A 13,400-nucleotide genomic window follows, 5' to 3' on the forward strand; every position below is an offset into this window, starting at 1 on the left:
GTTCAATCCCTGTCGCTGATGGTGAACCCGACATCGAGATACGTCATCTCGGTTATGGGTCCACCTCCCTAGAACTGGTATTCTTAGGAACAGTCGCGTTCGGGAGCGTCGGCATGTTCGCAATCAAGCTGCATGAGGCGCTTATATCCGAAGAACCGCAAGAGGTTGCCCAAACAACAGAAGATTTTGCGGTCAGCTATGGCGCAGAAAACGTGACCATAACTCATGTTCATTCGGACCCCATCACCATACAGGTCAATACCATCAATGTTACGGCGAATATTCCGCCACGACAATCCTTTGGCAGCAACGATCCTGTTGGCAGTGATAGCGCCTCACCCGTTGTCGATGATGCCGAATACGATCAGTTCGAAATTTCGGGTCGCATAGTGACTACCGACGGTGGTAGATTCGCAGAATTTCGAACGAAGGATCGCAGTTATAAAGTCAACAGTCCCGAAGACTTATATGAGCAAATTCCCATCGGTGAAGATATTGTTGCGCAAGCGACGTGGTCAGATTCTGCAAGGAGCGACATCGACATCCACAATTGGGAATACGCATCGGATGAGGAGATCGATTGGGAGAACGCCGAAGGTAGGCCAAGCACACAGGTTGAGAAACTTGCTGCCTTAGAGCGTCGCGCAGAATGGAATGATAAGACTAACTCATACGCGGATAGAATACCAAAACTGGAAGACGATTATCCACCACCAGACTCGCTCGTCCCTGCCTTGCCTGCAGGTCTTCGAGTGGTGGACGCTGCGGACGCGAATATCGAGCCTGAGCAAACGGCTCTTGGCAGGTTCGCTGTGGCAGATAACGGAGTGCTATATTTCGGGACTACTGAATACTTCGGACCTGTGGCAAACCCCGGGCCGTATTGGGGCATCAAGCAGCAGGTTAAAGCTGATTATCTGATCGCAGGAGATGAAGCAGGCGAGAAGTTCTTTTTCATAATGAGGGACGTCTCTGAAATCAGATAGCTTCTGAGACTATATTTATGCTTCTTTCTTGTCGATGCGTCAAAGTGGGATATTGGCTTTTACGGCGTCCGGCGGCACGTTAGCTGACGCGAGGCCGTGATAGTGTCTCCCCTAGTCTTTCAGCATTTGTTCCCAAAAGCCACCATTCCACTCCCCATCCCATACTGATCTAAATCGCAGGCCTCAAACCGGGCCGTAAGCGGAAATGATCTGTCCATTTGGTGCCGCGGCGATGGCAAGATCGGTATGGGGCAAAAGCGGGCCGGGCCAGTGATAGACGAGCGCGGAGAGAGCGAGCCACACCGTGAACATCACGATATAAGGCCAGCGGCGTGGCCACAGCCATGCCACCAGCATCGTAGCCGCTGCGGTGCCGCCAAGGGCGATCAAGGCCGCGCTTGCCGCAAAAGTGCCAGCGCCCGTAAGTGACGCCTGGATCGCCATATTGGCCCATTGTGCTGGCAGCAGGACCAGCAGCCAATCCGGCAACGCGCCTGGCTGCGCTGCGGCTGTTGCCAATATGGCTGCCTCACCAGCGACGACAAAGGCCGCAATCAACCAGCCTCTGCCCAATGCGCTTCGGGCAAACAGAGTGCCCCGTGCGGCGAAACTGACGCTGGCGATAAGAAAGGCCAACCCTATTGAAAGCGGATGAGGCAAGGCTGGCATAGCCAGCGCATATGCGAACAGTGTGAGGCCAGCACCCGTCAGCAGCGCAAGAAGGACACCGACCCAAAAGCGCCCGGCGGCGGCCGCTGAGATCATCCCCGAGCCCATAAGGCCGAGCGCCAAAACCGGACCGCCAGCAAAGGCGGACATTGCGGGAGTGGAGGCTTGCATAAGCAGCAGCATGGCTATGACAGGCGCTACCACGCCTGCCAGCGCTGCAGACAACCAGGCCAGCAAAGGCCAGGTAAGAGGATGATCTTGCGACAAGGACTTCATAGGACAAGACATTGGCTGAAGCGCCCGATATTGTCGAGCAGAGACCGGTTGCTCTCCAGCCAATTCTCTCGGCGCGGGTAGGGGATGATCTTTATTATTTCCTCCCCGTTGCGCAGCAATGGGGAGGGGGACCGTCCGCTGAAGCCCCGAGCTTGAGAAGGGCGTAGGCGGATGGTGGAGGGGTTTACGCCCTATCAGCTATAGCACGAACAAGCTGGTCCGCTGCATCATCGGCATTATCGATAACCTCCTGGGCAGCAATGCGCAGAACAGTAATGCCTTTCTTGGCCAGATAATCATCGCGTCTTTGATCCCGCTCTGCATTGTCACCCATGTCATGCACCGCGCCATCAATCTCGATGGCCGTTCTCGCAGCAGCGCAATAGAAATCCAACACATAAGGTCCGACAGGATGCTGTCGGCGGAATTTCAGGTTTAGTGGCCTTGTACGTAATCTTTGCCAGAGCATAATCTCTGGCGGGGTCATGGTTTTGCGCAATTTGCGGGCACGGTTATAGGTGGAACCGGGAGTGCGCGCCATCTTACCCCTCCGTCTCGCCTACGCTAAAGCTTCAGCGAGCCACCTCCCCATCCGCCTTCGGCGCACGGGGAGGAGAAGGGAATCAGCCCTCAAAATCGGTGCTGATTGAGGTCGTCCGGGTCGGGGCCGATGCGGTGAGGCGCAGGGCTTCGGCGGATTTGCTCAGCGAGCCAACCTCATCCGGGGTATCCTCATCATCCAGCTGCACTTTCTGAAGCGACTGCACCAGGCTTTCTTCCAGCTCTTCCGGCTTGATGGTTTCTTCGGCGATTTCGCGCAGGGCCACCACCGGGTTTTTATCGCGGTCGCGGTCAATGGTCAGCTCGTCGCCGCCGGAAATCTCGCGCGCACGCTGTGCAGCCAGCAAAACCAGATCAAACCGGTTGGTGACTTTATCTACGCAATCTTCAACGGTAACGCGCGCCATGGGCTGCTCCACATAAATACTATTTGTGTTTGGAAAGAATGCTTGAACTAGGCGCAGAGTGGGCGAATGTCAATGATTCTCCGACTTCTGCAAGGCTGGCCACCGCCATATTTAGTGCACACAAAGCCACGAAGACACTAAGCGAGCTTACACCGTGCTTTGTGCCTTAGTGGCTTTGTGTGCACCAATAATCAGGATTTATCCTCAGCCTTCCAGCCCCAGAACAGCTTGCAGGGCAGGATATTCCAGAACTCAAACCCTTGGTCGATACGATCAAAATAGGGCGCCATATAATCCCGGCATTTGGCCGAAAATTGATAGACCAGAAACGCGCCGCCCGGACGCACCACCTCTCCGGTCGCCTTGCCAATCGCCGGGCCTACGCCATCGGGCAAGGTGGAAAAAGGCAATCCCGAAAGCACATAATCGGCATGGTCAAAGCCGAAAGAGCCGATAATCTCCGCCACATCCGCCGCAGAGCCATGCACCGCGTGGAAGCGGCTATCTTTAATGGTACGCCGTAGATAGGCGATAAAATCGGGGTTGGTGTCGATCACGATCAGCGTGCCATCGCGGCGCAGCTTGTCGAGCACCGGCTGGCAGAATGTGCCAATGCCCGGGCCATATTCGACGAACAATTTTGTATTGTCCCAATCCACCGGGGCCAGCATCTTGGCGATTGTAAAGCGCGATGATGGTATCACCGACCCGACCATCACCGGGTGTTTCAAAAAGCCGGTAAAGAACACACCCCATGGCCCCAACATGCGGCGCAACTTGTTTTTGGCGCGCTGCAGCAGCGGCGCATCGGCAGATTTTGACAGGCTCATTCAGTTCCCCACTTCCTTTATCACCGGTCATCATAACGGCACTGTCATCAAAGCCCAAGCAATTCGTCATAATAGTGTCATGCAATATATCCTCCCCGGGACGGGGAGGGGGACCACCGAAGGTGGTGGAGGGGGTTGGCAGCTAGACGCAGCGCAAGTGGAGAACCCCCTCCGTCCCGCCTTCGTCCTTCGACAAGCTCAGGACGACGGCGCGCCACCTCCCCGTAAACGGGGAGGATATACGCGTTTAATACTAGCCCTCACGCCTACACCCGCTTATGCCCTGCCGCATGGACGCACCGCGCAAAACCGAAACCCCCTCTATCCTCGCCGGAACCACGGTTCCGCGCGATCGTATGGCGGTGCTGTTTCTGGTGATGCTGGTGACGGCGGCGGGCAATACCGCGATGCAATCGGTGATGCCGGGTATCGGCACCAAGTTGGGTATCCCCGATTTCTGGGTCAGTCTGGCCTATAGCTGGTCGGCGCTGTTGTGGATGCTGACCGCGCCCTATTGGGCCCGCATGTCGGACAAGCGCGGACGCAAGGCGCTGATGAAGCTGGGCATGTGGGGCTTTATCAGCTCCTTCGCCATTTGCGCGACGATATTGTGGTTCGGGCTTAATGGCTATTTGGGGCCGTTGGCGACGATCATAACCTTTGCCATTTTCCGCAGCCTTTATGGCGGCTTTGGCTCGGCGGCGCCACCTGCGGTGCAAGCCTATGTCGCGGCGCGCACTGACAGGGCGCTGCGGACGCGGGTGCTGGCTATCATCTCTTCATCCTTCGGCTTGGGCACGGTGCTCGGCCCGGCGATTGCGCCGCTGCTGATCCTGCCGCTGCTCGGGCTGGTCAGCCCGTTCCTGTTCTTCGCTGGCTTCGGCCTGCTGGTCTATCTCGCACTGCGGCTCAGGCTGCCCGATGATGATCCCCGCTATGCCGCGCGCGGTCAGGTGGTGAACGAACCAAGCACCAGCAGTTCCGCCGCCAAGGTGAGCAATGATGGCGAGCATGCAGAGCATAGTGAAACTGAAAGCACTGACGAGGAACCAGAGCGGCTGAAATGGACCGATAAACGCATCCGCCCCTGGCTGGTCACCGGCCTGCTCGGCGGCCATGCTCAGGCGATTATCCTCGGCATGATCGGCTTCCTGCTGCTCGACCGACTCGGTCTGCGCGCCACGCCTGCGGAAGCAGCCGGACCGACCGGCCTGGTGCTGATGGCGGGCGCGATTGCCACTTTATTGTCGCAATGGGGGTTGATCCCCTATCTGCAAATGGGCCCGCGCGCCTCAACGCTCTGGGGTGCGCTGCTGGGCGGCATTGGCTGTCTGATGATCGGTCTGGCGGGCGAATTGCACAGCATCACGCTGGGCTATGTCGTAGCCTCAATGGGCTTTGGCCTGTTCCGCCCGGGCTTTACCGCTGGTGCATCGCTATCGGTCACCCGGCCCGAACAAGGGCAGGTGGCGGGCATCGTCGCCTCGGTCAATGGCGCAGCCTTTGTGGTGGGCCCGGCCTTTGGTGTCTGGCTGTATAATGTCTATGCCCCCGCCAGCTTCGGGCTGTTGGTGGCGCTCACAGCATCGGTCCTGCTCCTGGGATGGCGTGGCTTGCAGGCCGACAATGTGCTCGAGGGACGGGCCTAAGGAATGGTTCACGCGGAGGCGCGGAGCCGCGGAGAAGAACTAACAAACTGATCCAATCAAAACCGTCAGGGCTGAGCCTGTCGAAGCCCGCCTCTCAAGTGGAGAAACGCCCTTCGACAAGCTCAGGGCTGACGGTATTGTATGTAAAGCGAAAAGATTTCGCGCGTAGCGCCTAAAAAAATCTCCGCGGCTCCGCGCCTCCGCGTGAGACTATAATGCTCTCCTTCGGAGAGAGGCCTGCCTCAATACCCGCGCCAGATATTCAGCCGCCGACTATCCTTATTCCGCTGCAAATGCGCTGGGCAGGCACGTGGGCGATAATTGCGGGCCAGACACAGCCGCACCTCGCGCAGCCAGCCGCGACTATTGACCGACAGCCGGATCATATCAGCGTTGAGCCCGTCATTGGCGGCGGCAAAGGCTTTGCGAAATGCGCCGATCGTAAGATCACGCTCGCGCGACAGCCGGTCCATATCGGGAAAGCGTACCGCATCGAACAGCACCCGCGAAATGCGGAAATAGGTCCCGGGATTATCGGTGAGGCAGCGGCCATGTTTCGCCCATTGCCGGTTGATCAGCCGCGCCGAAGGCATCATGCACAGATTGCGGCGGACAATAGCCGGAGCCAAAGGCCGCACCGGCGCGCACCATTGCGGATAGTCGGAACCACGCGTTTCCGGCCACAGCCCGTGCAGCACAAAACCGAAATCGCCAATCCGCCGATGCTCACGATCCCGATTGTCGAGCGCACCACATTGCGTCGCCGCGCGGCTGTCATCTTCACGCCCCTTGCAATATTCCGGCGACCAGCTCAGCGCCAGCACAAAGCCATCAATCGGGCGGACGCGCACCGGTTGATCCGCCGGTCGGCTGATCCGCGGTGAGGTCGGCAACGCGCCGTCAATGCGGCATTGATAGGATTGGGCTTGAGCGGCGACAGGGAAAAGGAGCAGAATAAGAGCAATCAAGGCGCAACCAACCCCCAACTCGTCATGCTGAACTTGTTTCAGCATCTCGGGCACCAGGCACGATAGGTTGGGGGTTGCGGCTTGAGACCCTGAAACAAGTTCAGGGTGACGAAACTTCTTTTAAACACGCGCAAAATCCAGCCCGATATCTGCTGCCGGGGCAGACTGTGTCAGCCGACCGACAGAGATATATTGCACACCTGTCTCGGCGATATCGCAGATAGTCTCGAGCGTCACACCGCCCGAGGCCTCAGTGACAACCCGCCCGCCGATCAGCGTCACCGCGCCGCGCAGCACTTCGGGTGGCATATTGTCGAGCAGGAGATGCGTCGCACCTGCGGCTATGGCCGGTTCGATCTGATCGACCCGGTCCACCTCGCAGATAATCCGCTCCACCCCGGCATCGCGCGCGCGGCGCACGGCTTCGCCAACATCGCCAGCAACCGCGACATGGTTATCCTTGATCATCGCCGCGTCCCACAGCCCCATGCGATGGTTCTCGGCACCGCCCATGCGGGTAGCGTATTTCTCCAGAACGCGCAGCCCCGGAATGGTCTTGCGCGTATCGAGCAAGGTAGCGCCGGTACCCGCAATCCGGTCGACATAGCGGCGCGTCATGGTGGCGATGCCGGTGAGATGCTGCACCGTATTGAGCGCACTGCGTTCGGCGGTCAGCATCGCCCGGCCTTTGCCTTTGAGGCGCATCAGATCGCTACCCGCCGAAACCGATGCGCCTTCTTCCACCAGCACCTCAATCGCGACATCGGGATCGAGCGCACGGAAGAACGCTTCGGCCAGCGGTAGACCGGCCACAACACAATCATGCCGCGCATCCATAACCCCGCTGAACAGCGCATCGGCAGGAATCACGCTCTCGCTGGTAACATCGCGGCCACGATCCGGGCCGGTTAGCGGGCCGCCCATATCCTCTTCCAGAGTGGCGCGGACGAAATGGTCGAGGTCGAAGCGATCAAGGGTAAAGGTCATGGCGCGCCTTTTGCCATTGGCGCTATGGCTTGTCGAGCATTCAGCAGCCCGGCCAGCCCTCGGCCTCGCATTGCACGACAGCACGCGTCACCGCCTGCATCAGTTCCTGCCGTTCGGCCACCGGGCGGTTGGTCGCGCCGATCATCACCGCCAGCGCATAATGCTGGCCTTTGGGGGATATCAGCAGGCCGACATCATTATAGCCGGTGGACAGCTTCTCAAAATCCTGCCCGGTTCCGGTCTTGTGCGGCAATATCCAGCCAATGGCCTCCTCGCCCGCCAGTCCGCCGCGCAGGCGCTTGGGCCCGGTCTTGGATTGGGTCATCAGGTCGATCAGATAGGCACTGGAGGGCTCGGACAATAATTCGCCGCGTTGCAGCCTTGCCAATGCATCGGTAATCGCCATAGGCGTAGCGCCATCCATCGGATCAGACAGATAAGCGCCGAGTGAACGCGCGCGCTTGCGTTTGGACAGCCCGGTCGCGCTCCCGCCAGAAGGTGCGTCCGGTGGAATAGCGATTATCCCATTCCATCCCGGCAATCGCCATTTGTAGCAGTTTTTCCCCAGGACTGATCCGCACGCCCTGAATATCCTGCTCGGCCAGAAACGCCTGCACGCCCGACTGTCCACCGACGCGCCGAAACAGGGCATCATTGGCGGTGTTATCGCTACGGGTCATCGCCAGGCTGAGCAGATCGGCAATATCGGTGGTATAGCTGCCCGAGCCTATGCGCTTGCGAACGGGTTGGTGGAAAATGGTGAGATCAGCCTGTGTCAGCGTCACCGGATCATCGAGGCTGATATCACCAGCATCCACCCGATCAAGCAGCGTCATCGCCACCCATAGCTTGCTGACGCTCTGCTGCGGATAAAGCCGCTCCGCCTTATGCGCCGCGACCCAGCCCTTTTCCACCGAGCGTACCGCAATGCCGACATCGCCATCAAAATCGGACCCCAGCGCGGCAATCAACGTCGCCAGCCGCCGCGGCGCAGGCGGGCCTTGCTGCACCTGCTCCGCGCCCTCCTCCATCAGCGACCGATTGCCCATACCATCGGCAGCGGCCAGCGTATTCACCGTCCGCACCGCCGCCTGCCCGCTATCACTTTGCAGCCAGCCATACAGGCCAAAGGGCAGCGCGATCAGCAGCAGCGGCAGAAACAGCCAGAGATAACGTCTACGCTTGGGTCGGCGGCGTGGGGGCATGGGCGTATATTACGCCATATGTACGAGGGTGGGAAACGGGTTAACCAATGTCATCAAGGTAGAGTAATAGTGAACCCGTCACCCCCGCAAGGCAAAGGCAATGGCAACCGAAGGTCAACGCGGAGTTCTAGTTCATTACTAAGAGTCCGGTTTCTGCGCCTGCATCCTTATATGGCCTGTGTGCTCATCAATATCGGTCACCCGCCAACGATAGCCCTTACGTTCCTCGGGAATCCAAGGTGATGCAGTCCCGTAAGATACTCCTGGCTCACCATCGATTTTAACGACGTCTATCCATCCATCGAACTCGTCGAGCGCACGGCGAGCGTGAACAATACGCTTTTTATTGCCTGGCTTGTCTTTCCATATTTGATTGTCTCCAGCATGCAGCCTGCTGTCCATTGTAAGAGTTTTCCAGTCCGTTTCTTTCGACCACAAACTAATGCAAACGCCTTTATCCTTCTCGGCAGACCAGTCTTGACGCTTATTTTCCAAATTATAGCCCATTGACGAGAATGCTTCGCTAAACTGCATTGTGAACCCCTTATATTTGAAGTCTCACCTTACCCCACCTTATGCGCCAGATCCTTCGGCCCGAGATCGCCCTGCCCTATTGAACCGGCGGACATTTCCATCATCCGGTCGAGCGACTTCTTCGCTTCCAGACGCAGTTCTTCTTCAATCTCGATGCGCGGTTCGAGGTCGCGGAGCGCGAGATAGAGTTTCTCCAGTGTGTTGAGCGCCATATAGGGGCAGATATTGCAGTTGCAGTTGCCGTCCGCGCCGGGTGCGCCGATAAAGGTTTTTTCCGGCACCGCCTTTTCCATCTGGTGGATGATATGCGGCTCGGTGGCGATGATTACCGTGTCAGCATCGGTCTCTTTGGCGAATTTCAGGATCGCGCTGGTCGAGCCGACCATATCGGCATGGTCGATGATATAGGATGGGCATTCAGGGTGCGCCGCAATCGGTGCGTCAGGGTGCTCGGCCTTGAGCTTGACCAACTCGGTCTCGCTGAACTTCTCATGCACAATGCACACGCCCGGCCATAACAGCATATCGCGGTTGAACTTGCGCGCCAGATAGCCGCCCAAATGCTTGTCGGGGCCGAAGATGATCGGCTGATCTTCGGGTATCTGCTGCAATATGGTTTCGGCGCTGGAAGAGGTGACGATCACGTCGGACAGCGCCTTCACCTCGGTCGAGCAGTTGATATAGGTCAGCGCAATATGGTCGGGATGCTGCTGGCGGAATTCGCGGAATTTGTCCGGCGGGCAGCTGTCTTCAAGGCTGCAGCCGGCGTCCATATCGGGCAGCACCACAATCTTTTCGGGTGACAAGATTTTCGCGGTCTCAGCCATGAAACGCACGCCGCAAAAGGCGATGACATCGGCATCGGTCTCCGCTGCCTTGCGCGACAGTTCGAGCGAGTCCCCGACAAAATCGGCAAGGTCCTGAATCTCCGGCTTCTGATAATAATGCGCCAGGATGATGGCGTTACGCTCTTTGCGCAGACGATCAATTTCGGCTTTGAGATCAAGGCCGGCAAGGCTCTCACGATTGATGGCGGTCATAGGCGGGGTTTTCCTATCAATATGGGTCGTGTAGCGCTCTTAAACGGCAGCCAAGAGCGGTGTTGTTGCAGTTGATATAGCGATTCTTGCGCGATTTTCGAGCAAGAATGCCTTGGGTCCGCCCAAGGCGAGGCGGCGAGACGGCGCTCCGCCTGCAATTTGTGGCGAGATCGCTATAGTAAATAGTCGCAAAGCAACGAATCGACTGGCCCGCCAAAAGGGTCGGCAGCGGGAGAATGCCCTTATGTATCAAGTCGCCCTTAGCGAATCCTATTTCCCTGCGCAGACCGACACCCCTTATCGCGAGATTACCATCGCAGAGATGCTGCGCGAGCAGGCGCAGAATATCCCGGATATCAAAGCCATGCGCGAGTTGCTGCCCGATGGCAGTATCGGGCGCGAATGGACCTATGCACAACTGCTGCAGGATGCCGAAAAGCTGGGTCGCGCTCTGGCATCGCGTCATGCAAAAGCCGCGCGGATTGCGATATTCGCCGGCAATTGTCCCGAATGGGTGCTGATGGAATATGGCGCGGCCTTTGCGGGCATAACGCTGGTCACGGTTAATCCGTCTTTCACGGCGCGAGAGGTGCGGTTTGTGCTTGAGCAATCGGGCGCCGAAGCCATCTATTATGCGCCCGTCGTGCGCGGCGCAGAGTTAAAGCCGATCGTTGATGAAAGCTGTGAAGGTCTGTCTGCCATAAGGCACCAAATCGATATCACCGATGATACGCAATTGCTCCACGGACATGAAAATGGTGAACTGCGCGAAACAGAACCCTCTTTCATTGCGCAGATACAATATACATCGGGGACCACGGGCTTCCCCAAGGGAGTGCTGCTGTACCAGCAGGGCCTGTTGCAAAGCAATTATGACGTATTTCAACGCATCGGCGTCAAACAGGCAGACGGATATCTATGTCCCCTACCGCTATTTCATACCTCGGGCAGCGCGATCGCCGTTCTGGGTTGTCTGACGACCGGGGCGACGCTGGTATTGGCGTCCAGCTTTAATCCAGCCGCTATTGTGACCGCCATTGAGCGCGAAAAGCTAGATATAATGGGCGGCGTACCAACCATGTTGATAGCCCTGATCGAAACAGCACGGGCCACAGGCGCGGACTGCTCCTCCATCCGCCGAACAGTAAGCGGCGGTGCTTTGGTCGCGCCGGAGCTGGTGCGTGGTGGGCAAGAGATTTTCGGTGCGCCGACCCTTATCATCTATGGTCAGACCGAGGCTTCGCCGGGCGTAACCCACACTTGGCCGGATGACAGCGAGACCGATCTGACCCAGACAATTGGGCAACCGCTGCCCCATATGGAAGTGTCGATCCGCGACACCAATAATAACTCAGTCTGCCCGATTGGCGCGCAAGGCGAAATCTGTGTCCGCGGCTATAATGTAATGCAGGGCTATAATGACAATCCCGAGGCCACGGCTGCGGCGATTGATGCGGATGGCTGGCTGCATAGCGGCGACCTCGGCACTATGGACGACCGTGGCTATTGCAAGATTACTGGGCGGGTGAAGGAGATGATCATCCGCGGCGGCGAAAATTTGTTCCCGGCGGAGATTGAAGCGGCGATGCTCGAGCATCCGATGGTGGCGGAGGTCGCGGTCGCCGGTGTGCCAGATGACAAATGGGGCGAGATTGTCGCCTGTTTCATGCGCGCGGCGGAGGGGGAGAAGCCCAGCGCCAGTGAGCTCAAGGCCTTTATCCGCGAACGTCTATCGCCACAGAAAACCCCGACGCATTGGATATGGGTTGAGGAGTGGCCGTTAACCGGCTCGGGCAAGATCCAGAAATTTGCGCTCAGCGAGGCTTTTGTGCGCGGGGACTATGAAGGGCGAAGTGCCTGATATCAATCAATCTGGCGCGGATAGCCGTCGGGAAAATACCGCATGGTTACCCGCTCGACCATCTCTTCGCAGGGTTCATCCAGCTTGTCCAGGCTATCTCTGACATAGGCAGTGATGGTTGTGACAGACTGCGGTCGATAGCGATGCGCCCTTTCTGCCTCGATATAATTGTCGGTCGTTGACTGAACTGACCAATAGCCGGAATCTTCCATAATAGCTTTTCGGGTAAGAACGTCAAAAAGCCATGCAAGTCTGCCCAATTTGGCCTGCGTTTCGCTCACAGCATCCGGCACCGTATCCACAGCACCAGCGATGGTCGTCTCTATATTGGCGACCAGACCATCTACCGCACCATGACACATGGCGAAATTCCCTATGTCCGCAGGTGAGAGAACATGAGGATCACCAGACTTTTCTTCAGGCAGAGGCACCTGGAGAAGTGAATCCTGCATCATGAATAAAAATGCAAAAGAAAACCCAAGCATTAATCAGCAGCAACCTTGGACCATATATCTTCATTTTCGGCCACCACCCCGCGATTTTGCAGATCAATAAGATGGGCCAGCACCGAGCGACCCGCCGCACCGAATAGCCGCGGGTCTAGCCCCTTATACATTTCCGGCACCATCGCCTTGATCGCCTTGGGGCCATTGTCGAGCTGCTTCAAAATCTGTTTCTCGCGCTGTTTGCGGTGGCCCATCATGCCGCGCACAAGCTGGCGAGGCTTGTCGATTTGCGGGCCATGCGCCGGATAATAGACCTTGTCGTCGCGATCATGCACCTTTTGCATCGACGCCATATAGGCCGCCATATCGCCATCGGGCGGCGAGATTACGCTGGTTGACCAGCCCATGACATGATCACCGGTGAACAGCGCGCCGCTCTCCACCACCGAATAGCAAAGATGGTTGCTGGTATGGCCCGGCGTTGCCACCGCTTCCAAAGTCCAGCCATCGCCAGACAGACGCTCGCCATCGACCAGCACCCGGTCGGGCGCATAGCTGGTATCAAAGGCCTCATCCGCGCGCGGACCATCATCATTGAGCACCAGCGGCGCACAGCCGATAATCGGGGCACCGGTTGCCTCGGCCAAAGGTGCCCCAGCAGGCGAATGGTCACGATGGGTATGGGTGCAACAGATGGCGACGATCGTCGCCCCTCCGGCAGCGGCGATAATCGCATCGATATGATCGGGCTCGGCAGGGCCTGGATCGATCACCGCGCGATCGCTGGCATTGCCGACCAGATAGGTCTGGGTGCCGGTAAAGGTGAAGGGCGAGGGATTACCCGCTAACACCCGCGCCACCAAGGGCTCCAGCTGCTCGGATATACCGGTGGGAAAGGGTTCTTCAGGTAGGGCTGATAGGCTCATAGACTATATGTGCCATGGCAGCGGGCAAAAGAAAAGCGACCAAAGAACAGACAGC

General features: G+C 57.9%; 15 protein-coding genes. 3 read left to right on the forward strand and 12 right to left on the reverse strand.

Annotated features, from left to right (window positions below; all coding sequences use genetic code 11):
• Nucleotides 1-113 precede the first annotated feature (113 nt).
• Nucleotides 114-986 (forward strand): hypothetical protein, encoded by an 873-nt coding sequence (locus RB602_RS14910; protein ID WP_317081700.1) that lies wholly within the window; start codon nt 114-116, stop codon nt 984-986.
• Nucleotides 987-1,169: 183 nt separating this feature from the next.
• Here the strand turns inward: RB602_RS14910 and RB602_RS14915 are convergent, their stop codons facing one another.
• From RB602_RS14915 to RB602_RS14930, 4 genes are all read right to left on the reverse strand, one after another.
• Nucleotides 1,170-1,826, reverse strand: a complete 657-nt coding sequence (locus RB602_RS14915) for a hypothetical protein (RefSeq protein ID WP_317081702.1) — start codon at nt 1,824-1,826, stop codon at nt 1,170-1,172.
• A gap of 289 nt (nt 1,827-2,115) precedes the next feature.
• Nucleotides 2,116-2,472 (reverse strand): endonuclease domain-containing protein, encoded by a 357-nt coding sequence (locus tag RB602_RS14920; RefSeq protein WP_317081704.1) that lies wholly within the window; start codon nt 2,470-2,472, stop codon nt 2,116-2,118.
• A gap of 82 nt (nt 2,473-2,554) precedes the next feature.
• The gene (gene rpoZ / locus RB602_RS14925) at nt 2,555-2,899 is read right to left on the reverse strand and encodes a DNA-directed RNA polymerase subunit omega (RefSeq protein WP_317081706.1); all 345 of its coding nucleotides are present in this window, start codon (nt 2,897-2,899) and stop codon (nt 2,555-2,557) included.
• A gap of 191 nt (nt 2,900-3,090) precedes the next feature.
• The gene (locus RB602_RS14930; RefSeq protein WP_317081708.1) at nt 3,091-3,729 is read right to left on the reverse strand and encodes a class I SAM-dependent methyltransferase; all 639 of its coding nucleotides are present in this window, start codon (nt 3,727-3,729) and stop codon (nt 3,091-3,093) included.
• A gap of 290 nt (nt 3,730-4,019) precedes the next feature.
• On the opposite strand from RB602_RS14930, the gene RB602_RS14935 reads away from it, so the two are divergent.
• On the forward strand, nt 4,020-5,378 hold the full coding sequence (locus RB602_RS14935; protein ID WP_317081710.1) for an MFS transporter: 1,359 nt from the start codon (nt 4,020-4,022) through the stop codon (nt 5,376-5,378).
• A gap of 242 nt (nt 5,379-5,620) precedes the next feature.
• On the opposite strand, the gene RB602_RS14940 is transcribed toward RB602_RS14935, so the two are convergent.
• The 6 genes from RB602_RS14940 to nadA form a co-directional block, all read right to left on the reverse strand.
• Entirely contained in the window at nt 5,621-6,391 is a 771-nt protein-coding gene (locus tag RB602_RS14940; protein WP_317081712.1) for a ribonuclease T2 family protein, read from the reverse strand.
• 75 nt (nt 6,392-6,466) lie between these two features.
• On the reverse strand, nt 6,467-7,333 hold the full coding sequence (gene nadC / locus RB602_RS14945) for a carboxylating nicotinate-nucleotide diphosphorylase (protein WP_317081714.1): 867 nt from the start codon (nt 7,331-7,333) through the stop codon (nt 6,467-6,469).
• Between the two features lie 40 nt (nt 7,334-7,373).
• Entirely contained in the window at nt 7,374-7,739 is a 366-nt protein-coding gene (locus RB602_RS14950) for a serine hydrolase (protein ID WP_317081716.1), read from the reverse strand.
• 22 nt (nt 7,740-7,761) lie between these two features.
• The gene (locus tag RB602_RS14955; RefSeq protein WP_317081717.1) at nt 7,762-8,538 is read right to left on the reverse strand and encodes a serine hydrolase; all 777 of its coding nucleotides are present in this window, start codon (nt 8,536-8,538) and stop codon (nt 7,762-7,764) included.
• A 138-nt stretch (nt 8,539-8,676) separates the two neighbouring features.
• The gene (locus RB602_RS14960; RefSeq protein WP_317081719.1) at nt 8,677-9,072 is read right to left on the reverse strand and encodes a hypothetical protein; all 396 of its coding nucleotides are present in this window, start codon (nt 9,070-9,072) and stop codon (nt 8,677-8,679) included.
• A 29-nt stretch (nt 9,073-9,101) separates the two neighbouring features.
• Entirely contained in the window at nt 9,102-10,112 is a 1,011-nt protein-coding gene (nadA, locus tag RB602_RS14965) for a quinolinate synthase NadA (RefSeq protein WP_317081721.1), read from the reverse strand.
• A gap of 244 nt (nt 10,113-10,356) precedes the next feature.
• Here nadA and RB602_RS14970 point away from each other — a divergent pair, with 244 nt between their 5' ends.
• Nucleotides 10,357-11,973, forward strand: a complete 1,617-nt coding sequence (locus tag RB602_RS14970) for a class I adenylate-forming enzyme family protein (protein ID WP_317081723.1) — start codon at nt 10,357-10,359, stop codon at nt 11,971-11,973.
• 2 nt (nt 11,974-11,975) lie between these two features.
• Here RB602_RS14970 and RB602_RS14975 read toward each other — a convergent pair whose 3' ends face one another.
• Together RB602_RS14975 and RB602_RS14980 are read right to left on the reverse strand one after the other, a co-directional pair.
• A complete protein-coding gene (locus RB602_RS14975) occupies nt 11,976-12,428 on the reverse strand; it encodes a hypothetical protein (protein WP_317081725.1) in 453 nt (150 codons plus the stop codon).
• Between the two features lie 29 nt (nt 12,429-12,457).
• A complete protein-coding gene (locus tag RB602_RS14980; RefSeq protein WP_317081726.1) occupies nt 12,458-13,345 on the reverse strand; it encodes an MBL fold metallo-hydrolase in 888 nt (295 codons plus the stop codon).
• Between the last annotated feature and the right edge of the window lie 55 nt (nt 13,346-13,400).

The sequence above is a fragment of the Parasphingorhabdus sp. SCSIO 66989 genome (assembly GCF_032852305.1).
GTDB classification, from domain to species: Bacteria; Pseudomonadota; Alphaproteobacteria; order Sphingomonadales; family Sphingomonadaceae; genus Alterisphingorhabdus; species Alterisphingorhabdus coralli.

Coding starts and splice junctions, on each gene's coding strand:
- RB602_RS14910 (WP_317081700.1), top strand. CDS start 114: ATGTTCGCAATCAAGCTGCATGAGGCGCTTATATCCGAAGAACCGCAA.
- RB602_RS14915 (WP_317081702.1), bottom strand. CDS start 1,826: ATGCAAGCCTCCACTCCCGCAATGTCCGCCTTTGCTGGCGGTCCGGTT.
- RB602_RS14920 (WP_317081704.1), bottom strand. CDS start 2,472: ATGGCGCGCACTCCCGGTTCCACCTATAACCGTGCCCGCAAATTGCGC.
- rpoZ (WP_317081706.1), bottom strand. CDS start 2,899: ATGGCGCGCGTTACCGTTGAAGATTGCGTAGATAAAGTCACCAACCGG.
- RB602_RS14930 (WP_317081708.1), bottom strand. CDS start 3,729: ATGAGCCTGTCAAAATCTGCCGATGCGCCGCTGCTGCAGCGCGCCAAA.
- RB602_RS14935 (WP_317081710.1), top strand. CDS start 4,020: ATGGACGCACCGCGCAAAACCGAAACCCCCTCTATCCTCGCCGGAACC.
- RB602_RS14940 (WP_317081712.1), bottom strand. CDS start 6,391: ATGCTGAAACAAGTTCAGCATGACGAGTTGGGGGTTGGTTGCGCCTTG.
- nadC (WP_317081714.1), bottom strand. CDS start 7,333: ATGACCTTTACCCTTGATCGCTTCGACCTCGACCATTTCGTCCGCGCC.
- RB602_RS14950 (WP_317081716.1), bottom strand. CDS start 7,739: ATGGCGATTACCGATGCATTGGCAAGGCTGCAACGCGGCGAATTATTG.
- RB602_RS14955 (WP_317081717.1), bottom strand. CDS start 8,538: ATGCCCCCACGCCGCCGACCCAAGCGTAGACGTTATCTCTGGCTGTTT.
- RB602_RS14960 (WP_317081719.1), bottom strand. CDS start 9,072: ATGCAGTTTAGCGAAGCATTCTCGTCAATGGGCTATAATTTGGAAAAT.
- nadA (WP_317081721.1), bottom strand. CDS start 10,112: ATGACCGCCATCAATCGTGAGAGCCTTGCCGGCCTTGATCTCAAAGCC.
- RB602_RS14970 (WP_317081723.1), top strand. CDS start 10,357: ATGTATCAAGTCGCCCTTAGCGAATCCTATTTCCCTGCGCAGACCGAC.
- RB602_RS14975 (WP_317081725.1), bottom strand. CDS start 12,428: ATGATGCAGGATTCACTTCTCCAGGTGCCTCTGCCTGAAGAAAAGTCT.
- RB602_RS14980 (WP_317081726.1), bottom strand. CDS start 13,345: ATGAGCCTATCAGCCCTACCTGAAGAACCCTTTCCCACCGGTATATCC.